Source organism: Cobetia sp. MMG027 (assembly GCF_027947415.1).
GTDB classification, from domain to species: Bacteria; Pseudomonadota; Gammaproteobacteria; order Pseudomonadales; family Halomonadaceae; genus Cobetia; species Cobetia marina.
This window is the reverse complement of sequence record NZ_JAQJIO010000005.1, coordinates 77337-93249: the sequence shown is the minus strand read 5'-3', so window position 1 is coordinate 93249 and position 15913 is coordinate 77337. Positions and strand designations below refer to the sequence as shown.

At 63.7% G+C, this 15913-nt stretch carries 14 protein-coding genes and 1 tRNA gene; 8 read left to right on the top strand and 7 right to left on the bottom strand.

Translation table 11 applies throughout. The annotated features are described in order from the left end of the window. Positions 1-2: 2 nt before the first annotated feature. The 7 genes from PJK54_RS07885 to hemA all read right to left on the bottom strand — a co-directional run bounded on the left by PJK54_RS07885 (position 3) and on the right by hemA (position 7776). A complete protein-coding gene (locus tag PJK54_RS07885) occupies positions 3-1172 on the bottom strand; it encodes an ABC transporter ATP-binding protein (protein ID WP_271302613.1) in 1170 nt (389 codons plus the stop codon). 99 nt (positions 1173-1271) lie between these two features. Beyond that, complete coding sequence (locus PJK54_RS07880; protein WP_271302612.1) at positions 1272-2657, bottom strand: NAD(P)/FAD-dependent oxidoreductase; 1386 nt, start codon at positions 2655-2657, stop codon at positions 1272-1274. Positions 2658-2953: 296 nt separating this feature from the next. Beyond that, positions 2954-3706 carry a HesA/MoeB/ThiF family protein gene (locus tag PJK54_RS07875; protein WP_077371508.1) on the bottom strand — a complete coding sequence of 251 codons (753 nt, stop codon included), beginning with the start codon at positions 3704-3706 and terminating at the stop codon, positions 2954-2956. Between the two features lie 105 nt (positions 3707-3811). After that, entirely contained in the window at positions 3812-4312 is a 501-nt protein-coding gene (locus PJK54_RS07870; protein ID WP_077371505.1) for an Lrp/AsnC ligand binding domain-containing protein, read from the bottom strand. Positions 4313-4572: 260 nt separating this feature from the next. Next, complete coding sequence (prmC, locus tag PJK54_RS07865) at positions 4573-5421, bottom strand: peptide chain release factor N(5)-glutamine methyltransferase (RefSeq protein WP_077371502.1); 849 nt, start codon at positions 5419-5421, stop codon at positions 4573-4575. A 1-nt stretch (position 5422) separates the two neighbouring features. Then, entirely contained in the window at positions 5423-6508 is a 1086-nt protein-coding gene (prfA, locus tag PJK54_RS07860; RefSeq protein WP_077371499.1) for a peptide chain release factor 1, read from the bottom strand. Continuing rightward, entirely contained in the window at positions 6505-7776 is a 1272-nt protein-coding gene (hemA, locus tag PJK54_RS07855; RefSeq protein ID WP_077371496.1) for a glutamyl-tRNA reductase, read from the bottom strand. Before hemA ends, prfA begins: the two co-directional genes overlap by 4 nt. A 529-nt stretch (positions 7777-8305) precedes the next feature. Between hemA and PJK54_RS07850 the strand changes: the two genes are divergently transcribed. The 8 genes from PJK54_RS07850 (at position 8306) to ychF (ending at position 15858) form a co-directional block, all read left to right on the top strand. Beyond that, positions 8306-10189, top strand: a complete 1884-nt coding sequence (locus PJK54_RS07850) for a tetratricopeptide repeat protein (RefSeq protein ID WP_271302611.1) — start codon at positions 8306-8308, stop codon at positions 10187-10189. 111 nt (positions 10190-10300) lie between these two features. Beyond that, a complete protein-coding gene (lolB, locus tag PJK54_RS07845) occupies positions 10301-10975 on the top strand; it encodes a lipoprotein insertase outer membrane protein LolB (protein ID WP_077371490.1) in 675 nt (224 codons plus the stop codon). Between the two features lie 68 nt (positions 10976-11043). Beyond that, positions 11044-11922 (top strand): 4-(cytidine 5'-diphospho)-2-C-methyl-D-erythritol kinase, encoded by an 879-nt coding sequence (ispE, locus tag PJK54_RS07840; protein ID WP_271302610.1) that lies wholly within the window; start codon positions 11044-11046, stop codon positions 11920-11922. Positions 11923-11951: 29 nt separating this feature from the next. Beyond that, positions 11952-12026: transfer RNA gene (locus PJK54_RS07835), tRNA-Gln, on the top strand. 84 nt (positions 12027-12110) lie between these two features. Next, positions 12111-13040 carry a ribose-phosphate pyrophosphokinase gene (locus tag PJK54_RS07830; RefSeq protein ID WP_077371487.1) on the top strand — a complete coding sequence of 310 codons (930 nt, stop codon included), beginning with the start codon at positions 12111-12113 and terminating at the stop codon, positions 13038-13040. 179 nt (positions 13041-13219) lie between these two features. After that, positions 13220-13852 (top strand): 50S ribosomal protein L25/general stress protein Ctc, encoded by a 633-nt coding sequence (locus PJK54_RS07825; protein WP_077371484.1) that lies wholly within the window; start codon positions 13220-13222, stop codon positions 13850-13852. Positions 13853-13883: 31 nt separating this feature from the next. Next, complete coding sequence (gene pth / locus PJK54_RS07820) at positions 13884-14468, top strand: aminoacyl-tRNA hydrolase (RefSeq protein ID WP_077371481.1); 585 nt, start codon at positions 13884-13886, stop codon at positions 14466-14468. Between the two features lie 298 nt (positions 14469-14766). Continuing rightward, complete coding sequence (ychF, locus tag PJK54_RS07815; RefSeq protein ID WP_077371478.1) at positions 14767-15858, top strand: redox-regulated ATPase YchF; 1092 nt, start codon at positions 14767-14769, stop codon at positions 15856-15858. Positions 15859-15913 lie beyond the last annotated feature (55 nt).

Genomic DNA, 15913 nt, shown 5'->3' with positions numbered 1-15913 from the left:
CGTCATGCCTCCAGCGTGATCAGGTCTTGCGCGGCCACCACCACATCGACGTGGTCTCCCACGTCCGGCAACTGGCCGCCCCGATTGTTGACCACCACCTGCAAGGTGACACCCGCCACCTCCACGCGATATTCGGCATGGCTACCGCGGTACAGTCGCTCCTGTACTCGGCCCGGCAGATGATTTTCCAGCACGTCGTAGCGTTCGAATTCGCTGGCGGGACGCCGGCGCAGTTCCAGCGTCTCGGGGCGCAGCAGCAGCAACCCGCCGCTGCCCGGTGCCTGCGCCGTCAGCATGCCCAGCGGCGTGGTCAGCCGGACGGCGTCATCGCGGCTGTCATCGCGAGCCGTGATCTCGAACAGATTGGCATGCCCCATGAAACGCGCCACGAAGGCATTGACCGGGCATTCATAGATCTCGCGCGGCGTCCCCACCTGCTGGATGCTGCCGCTGTCGAGCACCGCGATGCGGTCCGACATCACCATCGCTTCCTGCTGATCATGGGTGACGAACACGAAGGTCATGCCAAGGCGCTTCTGCAGACGCAGCAGCTCGATCTGGATCTGACTGCGCAGCCCGGCATCCAGCGCCGACAGCGGTTCATCCAGCAGCAGCACATCCGGCTCGCAGACCAGCGCCCGCGCCAGCGCGATACGTTGGCGCTGACCACCTGAGAGCTGGTCGACCCGGCGATCGATCAGACTCCCCAGCTTGATGAACTCGGCCATCTCGGCGACCTTTGCCTCGCGCTCGCCACTCGGCATGCCCTGCATGCGCAGACCGAAGGCGAGGTTGTCACGCACGCTGAGATGCGGGAACAACGCATAGGACTGGAAGACCGTATTGACGCTGCGCTGATGCGGCGGCACATCGGTGACATCGCGCCCGCCGATCACCACCTGCCCCTCATCCAATGCCTCCAGCCCCGCCAGAATGCGCAGAAGCGTCGTCTTGCCACACCCGGAAGGCCCCAATAGCGTGAAGAACTCGCCGGGCTGAATGGCGAGATCCACACCATCAAGCGCCGCCACCTCGTTGCCGAAGCGCTTGTGCAGCCCCTTGAGCTGAATGGATGACGCGGCACGGCACTGGAACCGGGGCTGGCCAGCCTCCGACGACTCTCTCGTGTCTCGCTCAGGCGCCATACCCTCGTTGCTGTCCACTGCGCTCATCGCGCCTCCCTTGCGATTACTCACCAGTCGTGTCCCGCTCATGGGCTGTCGGGATGATCAACGATGTCAAATGTGCAGCACCTTCATCATGGCTTCGGCCTAGAGCCGATCACGCAGCGTGTAGAAGCTGGTCGCCAGGACCAGCAGAGGAGTTCGCAACCAGTGTCCACCCGGGAAGGCGCGGTGGGGCATGGCGGCAAAGACATCGAAACGTTCCGCCTGGCCGGCAATCGTCTCGGCGATCAATTTGCCCGCCAGCCCTGCAAGCGACATGCCATGTCCCGAGTACCCCTGGGCGTAATAGACATTCGGGGCAAGACGCCCGAAGTCCGGTGCCCGATTCATGGTGATGGCCACGTCACCCCCCCAGCGGTAATCGATCCCCACCCCGTCAAGCGCCGGAAACAGACGGCGAATCTTGCCGTCCATGCGCGTCTTGAGGTGGCGCGGCTCTCGTCCGGTATAGCTCACCTCCCCCCCGTAGAGCAGGCGCCTGTCAGCAGAGAGACGGTAGTAGTCGAGCACGAAGTTGGCATCGGAAAGGGCATCATTGCCCGGCAACACCTGCGCGACCTGTGCTTCGCTGAGCGGTTCGGTGGCCACGATATAATTGGCGACGCGCATGATGCGCTCATCCAGCCGCGGGACCAGGCCATCGAGATAGGCGTTGGTCGCCACCACCACGAACTCGGCACTCACGCTGCCCTGCGCGGTATGCACACGCGCACGCCCTGCCTGCCCACCGGAGCCATTGGCGACGATGCCACTGCCACTTCGGCCATGCTCGAGCTTGAGCACAGGACTCTGTTCACAGATCGTAACGCCTGCCCGCTGGGCAGCACGCGCAAGCCCGAGGGTGTAATTCAGCGAATGCAGATGGCCACCCTCTCCATCATGCAGCGCCCCGGGATAGGCATCGGTAACGACTCGCGCTCGCAGGGCATCCCCCTGCAACCACTGCAATGCATGGTAGTCATGATCGCGTGCCATGCGCGCCTGAAATTCCTGCAATTCGCGCACATGTCGCGGCTTGACGGCAGCATGCAGATAGCCGCGGGTATAATCACAGGGGATCCGGTGCTTCTCGATCAGTGCGGTGGTGAGACGAACCGACTCGCGACTCATCTCCCAGATGGCATGCGCCTGCTCACGGCCGAGAGCCTTCTCGACCGTGGCGATGTCGGTGCCAAGTCCCGGCAGGATCTGGCCGCCACTGCGTCCCGAAGCCCCGAAGCCGATGCCGCGCGCCTCCAGCAGGATGACCGAATAGCCACGCTCAGCGAGATGCAGAGCCGCTGAGCAGCCGGTGATACCGCCGCCGATCACGCAGACATCAGCGCGTCGTTCACCGGCCAACGGTGGACAGGGCGCAAGCGTCACACGCTGACTGGCCTGGTAGTAGGAGCGGATGTCATCACGCCCACGCTGCGCTTCCTGGCGGTCTCGCCGCGGCTCGTCTGTCGCGCCTGATCTGCAGCCGACCATGCCCCTCCTTACCCGCCACTGTTGAGTTTATTCACCGACCCGGGGAATATTTGCGTTATTTACCACACGTCATCGGCAAATACTGCATATTGATTGCCCCGCGAGGTATAAATTTTCAACACGCACTGTTTTACACCCCTTTTGACGCCCCACAATGGCGCACCCCCCTGAGGTCATCAACGTCAGACTTTTGAGACCAGAAAAGCAAAAGCCCCGCAGCCTGAGAGGCTGCGGGGCTTGGTGACAGACCCTCCACGCATTGGCGTGAAGGGGGCTCGGGGAGTGCTCCACTCATGTCATGTCGAGCGACGACATACCGGACAGGCGGGGTCACGCTTGAGCCCCATGCGTCGCCACTCACCGGTCAGGCCATCGAAGGTGGCGAGCCCTCGATGCACACGCCCGGCACCACTGATCAGCTTGAGCGCTTCCAGCGCCTGGAAGGCCCCGATGATGCCGACCAACGGCGCGATGACCCCGCTCTCGGCACAGGTCAGCTCTTCATCGCCCTGCTCTTCCGGCGAATACAGGCAGCCGTAACACGACGCATCTGCCTCACGGCGATCAAATACCGCCAACTGACCGGAGAAACGAATCGCGGCACCCGACACCAGCGGCGTGCCTGCCGCCACGCAGGCGGCGTTGATCGGGAAGCGCGAACTGAAACGGTCAGTACAATCGAGCACCACGTCCGCGGCGGCGACCTGCTCGGCCAGCGCCTCGCCCTGAAGACGTTCGGACAGGGCGATCACCTCGGTGTCGGGATTGATCGCCGACACCGAGCTGGCGAGCGAGCGCGCCTTGGGCTGGTCGATGTCCGCCTCTCCGTGGGCGATCTGACGTTGCAGATTGGAGAGCTCGACATGGTCATCATCGGCCAGCACCAGCGTGCCGACACCGGCTGCCGCCAGATAGAGCGCCGCCGGGCACCCCAGACCGCCAGCCCCGATCACCAGCACCCGCGCGGCCAGCAATCGTTGCTGACCCGCGATATCGACCTGAGGGAGCAATATCTGACGCGAATAGCGCAGCAGTTGCGAATCTTGCATGGAAGGTGAGCCGTCTGTCTGTGAATGAAGTGAATGCTTTGGCCGGCCGCCGGGCCTGGGCCTGAGCTCTAAACCCTGAGCCCTGCCGCTGGCATCAGGGGCTCGTCACTTGGCGTCGAGATCCTCGATGTCCGGCACATGCAGCGAGAACTGCTCCTTGACCTCTTCCATCACCACATAGCTCTTGGATTCCTTGACCCCGGGCAGCGTCAGCACCACATCCCCGAGCAACTGCCGATAGGCGGACATTTCCGGAATCCGGCACTTGAGGATGTAATCGAACTGCCCCGAGACCAGATGACACTCCTGGATCTGCGGCAGCTTGGAGACGGCACGGCGGAATTCATCGAAGACGGAGGGTGACTGGGTCTCGAGGCTGATCTCGACGAAGACCAGCAGATTGGCCTTGAGCGCCTTGGGGTCCAGCACGGCCTTGTAGCCACGGATGATGCCGGCACGCTCGAGGCGTTTGACTCGCTCCAGACAGGGAGTGGTGGAGAGTCCCACCTCGGAGGCGAGGTCGACATAGGAAATGCGCGCATTTTCTTGCAGGCAGCGCAGGATCTTGAGGTCAATGCGGTCCAGAGAACGTGATTTCGCTTTCATTATAATAGTTTTCCCAGCAGGGTGACTTGCAGCAGGATCATCCTTACTCCTGTCTTTCGTGCAGTCAGGCAACCCGAGAACGCGGGGGTAATCAGGCGACCTTTCCAGTCATGCATCGCTTATTACTACCATACCCGCCCGACAGGAGATACGCCCGCACAGGCAGGCCTGCGACGAGGATTCCACGCAGGCTCCACTGAAAGCAGGGGTTTCCTCTGGCAAGTCCGGGCCGGCCTGCATTCCCGCCCGCCGGGGAGGCGTCAGCCAATGCGCCCCAGCGTGATGCGCTCTCGCCCACCGAGGTCTTCCAGCGTTTCCACTTCCAGAAAACCACCGGCGCGCAGCGCCTCGCGCACTTCCTTGCCCTGGGCCAGGCCATGCTCGAGCATCAGATGACCGCCCGCGGCCAGATGGCGGGGCGCGGCCTCGATCAGATGCAGGAAGTCTGCCAGCCCCTGCTGGCGCGCCACCAGTGCCGAGCGCGGCTCAAAACGCACGTCACCCAGTGCCAGGTGCGGGTCATCATCGGCCAGGTAAGGCGGATTGGCGGTCACCAGCGCAAAGCCGGTCTCGGGAACGGCGGAGAACCAGTCACTGCGCCGGAATTCGACGTTGGGAATCGCGAGATGCTCGGCATTGTCACGCGCAAGCTGCACGGCCTCCTCGATGAGATCGACCCCCAGCACCTGCCACTGCGGACGATGACGAGCGAAGGCCAGCGCGATGGCGCCGGTGCCGGTGCCGAGATCCAGCAGCGTGCCTTCGGGCGCCTCGGCCAGCTCCAGCGCGCACTCCACCATCACTTCGGTATCCGGGCGCGGAATCAAGGTGGCAGGAGAGCAGCGCAGCATCAGGCCATAGAACTCACGGCGGCCAAGCAGGTGGGCGACGGGGTGTCCTTCGGCTCGGCGTGCCAGCAGCGCCTCGAAGCGAGCCACGCCCTCGGCGCCCGCTTCCGACTCGAGATCGCGATCCCCCCAGGTATAGAACCAGGTGCGATCGCGCCCCATCACCTCTCCCAGCAGCAGCTCGGCATCCAGACGCGGAGACTCGCTGCCCGACTCACTCAGACGGGCAGCCGCGGCTGCCAACGTGACATCGATTCTCACCTCATTGCTCCTGCAGTGCCGTCAGCTGGTCTGCCTGATATTCGACGACCAGCGGCTCGATCACCTCGTCCAGCTGACCGGCGATCACTTCATTGAGCTTGTAGAGCGTCAGATTGATACGGTGATCGGTCAGACGTCCTTGGGGGAAGTTGTAGGTGCGGATGCGCTCGGAGCGATCACCGGAGCCCACCAGCTTGCGACGGGCATCGGAAGTCGCCTGTGCCTGGCTGTCCACCGCGGCCTGCTTGAGTCGCGCTGCCAGCAACGACATGGCGCGCGCACGGTTCTTGTGCTGACTGCGCTCGTCCTGGCACTCCACGACCACACCGGTGGGCAGGTGGGTGATGCGAATCGCCGAATCGGTGGTGTTGACGTGCTGCCCCCCGGCCCCGGAACTGCGGTAGGTATCCACTCGCAGGTCGGCCGGATTGATGTCGATGTCCCCGACCTCATCGGCCTCAGGCATCACCGCCACGGTACAGGCGGACGTATGGATGCGGCCCTGGGATTCCGTGGCAGGCACGCGCTGCACGCGGTGCGCACCGGATTCGAACTTGAGGCGCGAGTAGACCCCCTCGCCCTTGACGCGGGCGATGACTTCCTTGAAGCCACCATGCTCACCGTGGCTTGCGCTGACGGTCTCGACCTTCCAGCCCTTGAGCTCGGCGTAGCGGGAATACATCTTGAACAGGTCCCCCGCGAACAGCGCCGCCTCATCACCGCCGGTGCCGGCACGCACTTCGAGGAAGACGTTGGCCCCATCATCCGGGTCCCGCGGGATCAACAGCTGGGTAATCTCTGCCTCCAGCACGTCAAGCGCCGCATCGCTCTCGCGGACTTCCTCACGTGCCATCTCGCGCATCTCGGCGTCGCTGTCATCGCACATGCCGAGGGCGGCCTCGCGATCTTCCTTCAAGGCGCGATGGCGCTGCCATGCCTCGATCAATGGCTCAAGCTCGGCATACTCCCGCGACAGGTCACGGAAGCGGGCCTGATCCCCGATCACTTCAGGCTCCGACAGCAAGGCGGAGATCTCCTCGAAGCGGTCATGGAAGGTGTCGAGCTTGGTGATGAGGCTGTCTTTCATGAAGGGTCCTGTGATGAATCAACCGGCGCGAGCAGCAGCTCCTGCGCCGTCTGAAGAATATCCTGTCGATCGTCGCCTGACGCCTGACGCAGCGCCAGGGTCGGGTGATGCATGAAGCGGTTGGCCAACTGACGGGCCAGTTGCGCCACGACTTCCTGCGGGTCACGGCCCTGATCAAGCTCGGCCAGCGCCTGTGCCTCGCACTCTGCACGCAGTTGCTCGCCGTGGCTACGATAACGCTTGATGACTTCTCCGCCACTGCGCACACGCTTGCGGTGCTGCCAGGCACTGACACCCTGCCGGATCAGCTCTTCGGCCTGGGCAGCCGCCAGCTGGCGATGACGACGGTTTTCCTCGATGACTTCCTGCAGATCATCCACGGTATAAAGGAAGACATCATCGAGATCCCCGACCTGCGGCTCGATATCGCGCGGCACGGCGATATCGACCATGAAGACCGGCTTGTAACGGCGTTTCTTGAGCGCACGCTCCACCATGCCCTTGCCGAGGATCGGCAGCTGAGCGGCGGTGGAGGCTATCACGATATCGGCATTCTCGAGGGCATGCGGAATGCCTTCCAAGCCGATGGCACTGCCACCCAGCTCATCGGCCAGCGACTGGGCGCGCGACACGGTACGATTGGCGATGCACAGGTTGGCGATGCCCGCTTCCTTGAGGTGGCGCGCCACCAGCTCGATGGTGTCTCCCGCCCCGATGAGCAGTGCATTGGCTCGCGAGAAGTCATCGAAGATATGGCTCGCCATGCTGACCGCGGCATAGGCCACCGAGACGGGGTTCTCACCGATTCCCGTCTCGGTACGCACCTGCTTGGCGACCTGGAAGATATGCTGGAAGAGCTGCTCCAGTTCCCCCCCGAGACCGACGGTACCGCGGGCGAACTGATAGGCATCCTTGAGCTGACCGAGAATCTGCGGCTCGCCCAGCACCATGGAGTCCAGGCCGACCGCCACGCGAATCAGGTGGCGGACCGCCTCCTCACCGAGATGTTGATAGCTGCAGCGCTCAAGCTCTTCTGCGGGCAGGCCATGGTATCGGCTCAACCATGCGAGAACCGAGCGCGCACCGTCCTCTGTCACACAGTAGAGTTCCGTGCGATTGCAGGTCGAGAGCACCGCCGCCTCGGAAACTTCCGGCAGACGCTTCAGCTCGGCCAGCGCAGCCTCGAGCTGTGTCGGCGTGAAGGCAACGCGCTCGCGGACATCGACGGCGGCGGTGCGATGATTGATGCCAAGGGCAAGAAGGGTCATGGAGTCAGTCAGTCGTCAGGGTCTGGCCGGCAGGGCTCGCATCGAGGACAGGCGGCTGTCGCTTGGAAAACCTCCGCAATGAAGGGGCCGGCACCTGGCCACCTGCTTGCAGATCTCGTTTGTCAAAGCGGCTGAAATCGTAAAATTAGCGTGCTCATTCTACCACAGCGCCTACATCACGCGAGCCTGCAGGGCGCGGCCAGCGATGAGGAATTTCCATGGGCTTGGCAGTCTGATGCTATCACCTCCCGTCCGCCATGTTGATTCAGGAAAACGCCGAGCGGACAGGCGCTGCCCTTGCCTCCATGACAGGCACCGCCGATGCTATCCCCGTCCGCCTTCAGCCGTTATGCTGGAGCGATCAATATCCCCAGGGTGTGCTGCTGAGGCCGAGCGCAGGTCGGGCCGGAATTTCCAGCAGGCACACGCTGCCAGGCCACCTTTTACGGGTTTCATGACGGCGTGGGCGCGACTCCGGCCGGAACGTGCCGACTGGCCGAGATCCTTCCACCGCTGACTGCGAGGTTGCATGCACGTATCGACTGCCGCTGAACACTCCCCTCGCGGGGCGGCCCACGCGAGCCCTTCCGAGCGCCTGACGGGCACGGCACGGCTGGCCGACAGCCGCTGGACACGCTGCCTGCTGGCCAGTGTGCTGCTGGGTCTGGCCGGCTGCCAGTCGCCGGCCACGCAGGCTCCCTTCGCCTCTCAGCCGGACCCGCTGGATACCGCCCCACCCATCACCAGCGGCCTGGATGCCAACAGTCTCAATCAGCTGCTGGGCGCGGAGCTTGCCGGCCAGCGTGGCGACTACCCCAGCGCCGCCGATGGGTATCTGGCCGCCAGCCGCCGCTTCGATGACCCGGAACTGGCCCGGCGCGCCGTGCTGGCCGCTCGCTACGCCGACAATCCTGCCCTGCTGGAGCGTGCCGCCCAGCGCTGGCAACAACTGGACGATTCCGCGACCGAGCCGGGCATCATCCGCGCCCGCCTGGCCGTGGAGCGCGGCGACTGGATGACGGCGCTCGAGCAGCGTCTCGCGGTAGAGACCGCCGGCGGTACCGGCAACGTGACCACCTTGGCGGAGCAGTCCATCGATGCCGGCGCGGATCTGGAATCACTGCTGTCACGGCTGCTGGAGCATGTCGCGCAATATCCCGCGCAACCGGGCCCGCGAATTGCCGCCGCGCTCTATGAAGCGGCGCTTGGAAATGAGTCCGACGCTCGCAGGCGCCTGATGGCGATGGAAGGCGAGTTCCCCGAACTGGCCGAAGTGTGGCTGGCTCGCAGCGAGATAGAGCGCGACGCAGGCCGCCTGAGCGCCTCACGTCAGGCGGCCGAGCGTGGCCTGGCCATCGCCCCGAATGACAGTCGCTTGATCCTGAGCGCCGTCCAGACCGAACTTGCCGGTGGTGACATCGAGGCCGCGCGCCTGCGCATTGATGACCTTGTCAGCCGCCATGCCAACGCACCGCGCCTGCGTCTGGCACTGGCCAGCCTCTATCTGGACGCCGACTCTCCCGAGGACGCTCGTCGTCTGCTGCTGCCGTTGCTTGATGACACGCCGGTCCCGGATGCCGCCTATGCCCTGCTCGGGCTGGCGGCAGAGGCCAGCGGTGAGATCGACAACGCCATCCTCTATTACCGACAGGTACCGGATGGGGAGCGCTACGTCTCAAGTCGCGCGCGCGCCGCGCAGCTGCTGGTGGAGCATGATCGCAGCGAGGAGGCACGCCAGTTCCTTGCCGTCGAGCGCCTGCGTCATCCGCGTCACGCCATGACATTGCTCAGCTTCGAGATCGACCTGCTGGATGCCCAGGAACACTACGCCGCCGCCGACGAGCTGCTCGACGGCAGCATCAAGGCTCGCCAGAAGACACTCACCAGGGCACGCAGCGAAGGTGACGGCGAAAGCGCTGCCGTGACGGAGAACGAACTGGCCAGCCTGCTGTTCCTGCGCGGCATTCGTCGTCTCGATGACGGGCGTCTCGAGGAGATGGAGCAGGACCTGCGTCAGGTCATTGCACTGGAGCCCGAGAATGCCAGCGCCTACAACGCTCTGGGCTACACCCTGCTGGTAGAGGATGCGGACCGCCGCGCCGAAGCGCTCGAACTGGTTCAGCGCGCCCATGCGCTGAAGCCGAATGACCCTGCCATCCTCGACAGCCTCGGCTGGGGGTATTTCCTCACCGGGGATGCCGCCCAGGCATTGCCCCCGCTGGAAGCGGCCTGGGCACAGCAACAGGATGCCGAGATAGGCGCACACCTCATCGAGGTGCTGTGGTCACTCGAGCAGCAGGATGAAGCACGCAGCCTGGCCATCGAGCTCAGTGAGCGTTTCGAGGAGGCCAGCGAGCTGGAAGCCCTGTTCCAGCGCATCCCGGCTCTGCGACCGGTCGTGGATGCGCCCTGACAGGACAGCCCGGCACTTTCTGTCCATCGGCGAGTCCATTATCCTGACTCGCCGATGGCGCCATCGGTTGCCCATCGACTCTCATTCCGCCATCCGGAAGGCTTTCGCGTCATGACCTCCTCTTCTTTCCCCCTATCATCATTCTCCTCTCCCCGGACACGCCACCTTTCCCTCGCCATGTTGCGCCGTCTGGTGGGGCCAGTCCTGCTGGCCATGACATTGGGCCTGAGCGGCTGTGCCAGTCAGATGGCCAGCGACAACGCCGGTGACCTGACCCGCAATGAAGGTGACTGGCAGCAGCAGAGCGACAGGATCGATTCGCTCACGCACTGGCAACTGGCAGGCAAGGTCGGCATTCGCACGCCGGAGGAAGGTCACAGCGCCAATCTTGACTGGCAGCAGGAGGGCGATGACTACCACATGCTGATCACCGGCCCACTGGGTGCTGGCCGCACGACCCTGGTGCGTGATGCCGAGGGCGTGCGCCTCTCCTCGTCCGACGGCGACTTCCAGGCACCGGACGCCGAAAGCCTGATGCTCTCGCAGCTGGGCTGGTCCTTGCCGCTGGGGGCTCTGGATGACTGGGTCCGCGGAGTGGCAGCCAAGGGCGAGCACGACCTGAAGAGTGACGCCCTCGGCTTCCCCGATACCCTTTATCAGGATGGCTGGGAGGTGGACTATCAGGATTGGACCCGCGCCGAAGGACTGTGGCTGCCGCGCAAGATGAAACTCTACTACGGCGATCTGACCGCCACCCTGATCGTCAACCAGTGGCAGGCACTCTAAGCGTGCCCCCGACGCTCTCTTCTTTCTCCACGGCCAGCATTCCGGCCAGCTCATCCATGACGGACACGATGACCGCGACACTTTCTCTGCCGGCACCGGCCAAGCTCAACCGCATGCTGCATATCACCGGTCAGCGCGCCGATGGCTATCATGAACTGCAGACACTGTTCCAGTTTCTGGATCACGGTGACCGACTGGACTTCACGCTGCGTGATGACGCTGCCATTCACCTCGCCCCGGCCATCGAAGGCGTGCCCGCGGAGTCCAACCTGATCATGCGTGCCGCTCGCCTGCTGAGAGAAGCGGCCGTCGCACGCGGCCAGGTCGCGAGCTCGAATGACTTGCCCGGTGTCGATATCCGGCTGAAGAAGGTGCTGCCGATGGGCGGTGGCCTGGGCGGTGGCAGCAGTGATGCGGCCACCACGCTGCTGGCGCTGGACCACCTCTGGAAACTTGAGCTCGACCTGGACACCCTGGCCGAGCTCGGACTGGCTCTGGGGGCCGATGTACCGGTCTTCGTTCGCGGCTTTTCGGCCTGGGCCGAAGGCATCGGTGAGCGACTGGAACCTGCCCCGCTGGACACCCCGTGGTTCGTGGTGATCCACCCGGGCATCGAGGTCGCGACCCCCACCGTGTTTGGCCACCCGCAATTGACACGTTCCAGTCCCGCGATTAGTATGGCGCGCGCACTGCAGGGGGGCCGCAACGACTGCGAAGTCGTGGTGCGCACTTTGTACCCGGCAGTCGCCGACGCCCTGGACTGGCTGGACCAGTTCGGCACCGCCAGACTGACGGGCACCGGCGCCTGTGTGTTCTGTGCGTTCGATGACGCACGACAGGCCAGCAAGGTGCTGGGCCGACTCGACTCCGAGCGCCCGACCTGGCACGCCTTCATGGCACGTGGTTGCAATCTCTCCCCTCTTCATGCCGCTCTGGCTTCGGCCTGAGCACAGCAACTGGTTGAAGTGAACGTTGCTGGGGTATCGCCAAGTGGTAAGGCACCGGTTTCTGGTACCGACATTCCCAGGTTCGAATCCTGGTACCCCAGCCAATCCTGGCCGTTCCCGGTCAACCCGGAATTCTCCACTCCCGAGATCCCACAAGACTCCAAAGGTGGCTGCGCGTGTCAAAACTGATGGTATTCGCGGGGAATGCCAATCCCGCTCTCGCCCGCAAGGTAGCTGAAGCCCTCGATACCCGCCTGGGCCACGCAACCGTCGGTCAGTTCAGCGATGGCGAGATTGCGGTAGAAATCAACGAAAACGTCCGCGGCAAGGACGTCTTCATCATGCAGTCCACCTGCGCACCGACCAACGACAACCTGATGGAGCTGATCCTGATGGTGGATGCGTTGCGTCGTGCGTCAGCGGCGCGCATCACGGCGGTCGTGCCGTACTTCGGCTATGCCCGTCAGGATCGCCGCGTGCGCTCCGCTCGCGTGCCGATCTCGGCAAAGGTGGTCGCGGACATGATGGTCAAGGCTGGCGTGAATCGCGTCATGACCATGGACCTGCATGCCGACCAGATCCAGGGCTTCTTCGATGTGCCGGTGGACAACGTCTACGGCTCCCCGATCCTGCTCGACGACATCGAACGTCAGAACTATGACAACCTGATCGTCGTCTCCCCGGATGTGGGCGGCGTGGTGCGTGCCCGTGCCATCGCCAAGCAGCTCAACTGCGAGCTGGCCATCATCGACAAGCGTCGTCCCCAGGCCAACCAGGCCCAGGTGATGAACATCATCGGTGATATCAAGGACCGCACCTGCGTGCTGGTCGATGACATGATCGACACCGCCGGCACCCTGTGCAAGGCGGGCGAGGCACTCAAGGATCATGGCGCCAACCGCGTCGTGGCCTATGCGTCCCACGCGATCCTGTCCGGCCCGGCGGTCGACAACATCACCAACTCCGTCCTCGACGAAGTGGTGGTGGCCGACACCATCCCGCTGTCCGACACCGCACGTCGTTCCGGCAAGATCCGCCAGCTGACAGTCGCTGGCCTGATCGCCGAGGCGATCCGTCGCGTCAGCAATGAAGAATCCGTCAGCGCCATGTTCCACTGAGTCCTGTCGGCGGGCCCTGCTCGCCGCTGCTCGGGGAAGAGGCACTGACACCGGCAGATGATCCGTCATCTGCCGACAAGCGGCCGGCCCGGAAATCTCCGGGCCGGCCTCATGGATCCGGTAGCGCTCTGGTCGCGGGGGCTGCCGGATTCTCATTAGACCCTTGAGGTATCTGCAAAATGAAACTGTTCAAACTGAATGCTGAAGTTCGTGAAGACCTGGGGAAAGGTGCGAGCCGCCGCCTGCGTCGTACGAACGACTTCGTGCCGGGAATCGTCTACGGCGCCGACAAGGCCCCGACTCCGGTCATGGTCGACAAGCCGAGCCTGTACAAGGCGGTTGACGATGAGGCGTTCTACTCCTCCATCATCACCCTGAATGTTGCTGGCAAGGCCGAGAAAGTCGTCATCCGTGACCTGCAGCGTCACCCGTTCAAGCCGCTGCTGACTCACATCGACTTCCTGCGCATCGACCCGACCCACAAACTGACCATGAACGTGCCGCTGCACATCACTGGTCAGGAAGCCTGTGTCGGCGTCAAGGATCAGGACGGCGTCCTGCACATCCTGGCAACTGACGTCGAAATCAGCTGCCTGCCGGAAGCCCTGCCGGAATACCTGGAGCTGGACGTGTCCAAGCTGGAAGTTGGCCACACCCTGCACCTGTCCGACATCGCTCTGCCGGAAGGCGCCGAGTCCGTTGCCCTGTCTCACGGTGCCGATCACGACACCGCTGTGGTCAACGTCACTCGTCCGAACATCTCTGCTGACGCAGAAGATACTGCTGAAGGCGAAGAAGCCGCTGCAGAATAACGCAGCCTTCTGATCAGGGAGCCAGACACGCATGTCACGAGTGAAAGCGATCATCGGCCTCGGTAATCCGGGGAGCGAATACGAAGACACCCGTCACAACGCCGGCGTCTGGCTCCTTGACGCTCTTGCGCGCCACGGTCACACCACGTTGCGTCCGGAACGCAAGTTCCATGGCCAGTACGCGAAGATCATCTTCGCCGGTCAGGATCTGCATCTGCTGTTCCCATCGACGTTCATGAATCGCAGCGGTCAGGCCGTGGCCGCATTGTGCAACTTCTACAAGCTCGCCCCGGATGAACTGCTCGTCGCCCACGACGAACTGGACATCGACCCCGGCACCGCCCGCTACAAGCAGGGTGGCGGCCACGGGGGGCACAACGGGCTTCGCGACATCATCAGCGCACTGGGCAACGACAAGTCGTTCCATCGTGCCCGCATCGGCATCGGCCACCCCGGCAATGCCAAGCTGGTGACCAACTTCGTGCTCGGGCGTCCCGGCAAGGCTGAACGCCAGGCCATCGATGACGCCATCGACGAAGTGGTCATGACCCTCCCGGATGCCCTCAGCGGCGAATGGGCACGGGCCATGAATCGCCTGCACTCCTTCAAGCACTGAACCTCTGCATCACCCGGCATCACTCCTCTCCGAATTTCGGTGATTCGCTCAGCGCATCACCTCGCTTGCGTGTGCGCGTCTCGCCACGCGATCAGCAGCAAAAGGCATCATTTGTCGCGCGACATGCGCCCAATGGATGACCTCGGCGGCATGAGGCCTTACACTTCCCGCCTGACTTCACACCGTGCCTGTCCCCTCGTCTCCTCGCATGGCCCGTGCCCTCGCACTCCGGGCCTGCCGGTCGAGACGGTCATCAGTGCCACGCCCCATTCGACACGTCACACCAGGATCTAGCGCCATGGGTTTCAATTGCGGCATCGTCGGCCTGCCGAACGTCGGCAAGTCCACTCTCTTCAATGCACTGACCAAGTCGGGCATTGACGCCGAGAACTTCCCCTTCTGCACCATCGAGCCGAACACCGGTATCGTGCCGATGCCTGACCCTCGCCTGAATGCGCTGGCCGAGATCGTCAAGCCGGAGAAGGTGATTCCGACCACCATGGAATTCGTCGACATCGCAGGTCTGGTCGCCGGCGCCTCCAAGGGCGAAGGTCTGGGCAACAAGTTCCTGGCCAACATCCGCGAGACCGATGCCATTGCCCACGTGGTGCGCTGCTTCGAGGATGACAACGTCATCCACGTCGCCAACCACGTTGACCCGGCCGCCGATATCGAGACCATCAACATCGAGCTGGCCCTGGCCGACCTCGACAGCGTCGAGCGCAGCATCCAGCGCCTGGCCCGTGTCGCCAAGGGCGGCGACAAGGAAGCCATCGCCACCAAGGCGGTGCTGGAGCGTATCCAGCCGCACCTGGCCGAAGGCCAGCCGCTGCGCAGCTTCGGTCTCAGCGATGACGACCTCAAGATCCTGCGTGGCTTCGGCTTCCTGACCCTCAAGCCGACCATGTACATCGCCAACGTCAGCGAGGAAGGCTTCGAGAACAACCCCTACCTCGACATCGTGCGTGGCATCGCCGCCAATGAAGGTGCCAGCGTGGTGCCGGTGTGCAACAAGATCGAAGCCGAGATCGCCGAGCTGGAGGAAGAGGAACGCGAGATGTTCCTCGACGAGCTGGGCATGGAAGAGCCAGGCCTGGATCGCGTGATCCGCGCCGGTTATGAACTGCTGGGCCTGCAGACCTACTTCACCGCTGGCGTGAAGGAAGTGCGTGCCTGGACCGTCAAGATCGGCGCTACCGCTCCGGAAGGCGCTGGCGTCATCCACACCGACTTCCAGAAAGGCTTCATCCGCGCCGAAGTCATCTCCTATGACGACTTCATCGCCTACAAGGGCGAGCAAGGCGCCAAGGATGCCGGCAAGTGGCGCCTGGAAGGCAAGGACTACATCCTCAAGGATGGCGACGTGGTGCACTACCGCTTCAATGTCTGAGGCCTCGGGCGCAGTCAGTACCTGGTGAGCCAGCCTGAAAGCGCCTGATGCTGCA

Excerpts from the sequence above, each read along its gene's own strand:
- pth (WP_077371481.1), top strand. The coding sequence starts at position 13,884 with ATGTCACGAGTGAAAGCGATCATCGGCCTCGGTAATCCGGGGAGCGAA.
- prfA (WP_077371499.1), bottom strand. The coding sequence starts at position 6,508 with ATGAAAGACAGCCTCATCACCAAGCTCGACACCTTCCATGACCGCTTC.
- hemA (WP_077371496.1), bottom strand. The coding sequence starts at position 7,776 with ATGACCCTTCTTGCCCTTGGCATCAATCATCGCACCGCCGCCGTCGAT.
- PJK54_RS07880 (WP_271302612.1), bottom strand. The coding sequence starts at position 2,657 with ATGGTCGGCTGCAGATCAGGCGCGACAGACGAGCCGCGGCGAGACCGC.
- ispE (WP_271302610.1), top strand. The coding sequence starts at position 11,044 with ATGACCGCGACACTTTCTCTGCCGGCACCGGCCAAGCTCAACCGCATG.
- PJK54_RS07885 (WP_271302613.1), bottom strand. The coding sequence starts at position 1,172 with ATGAGCGCAGTGGACAGCAACGAGGGTATGGCGCCTGAGCGAGACACG.
- PJK54_RS07850 (WP_271302611.1), top strand. The coding sequence starts at position 8,306 with ATGCACGTATCGACTGCCGCTGAACACTCCCCTCGCGGGGCGGCCCAC.
- PJK54_RS07830 (WP_077371487.1), top strand. The coding sequence starts at position 12,111 with ATGGTATTCGCGGGGAATGCCAATCCCGCTCTCGCCCGCAAGGTAGCT.
- PJK54_RS07825 (WP_077371484.1), top strand. The coding sequence starts at position 13,220 with ATGAAACTGTTCAAACTGAATGCTGAAGTTCGTGAAGACCTGGGGAAA.
- PJK54_RS07870 (WP_077371505.1), bottom strand. The coding sequence starts at position 4,312 with ATGAAAGCGAAATCACGTTCTCTGGACCGCATTGACCTCAAGATCCTG.
- lolB (WP_077371490.1), top strand. The coding sequence starts at position 10,301 with ATGACCTCCTCTTCTTTCCCCCTATCATCATTCTCCTCTCCCCGGACA.
- ychF (WP_077371478.1), top strand. The coding sequence starts at position 14,767 with ATGGGTTTCAATTGCGGCATCGTCGGCCTGCCGAACGTCGGCAAGTCC.
- PJK54_RS07875 (WP_077371508.1), bottom strand. The coding sequence starts at position 3,706 with ATGCAAGATTCGCAACTGCTGCGCTATTCGCGTCAGATATTGCTCCCT.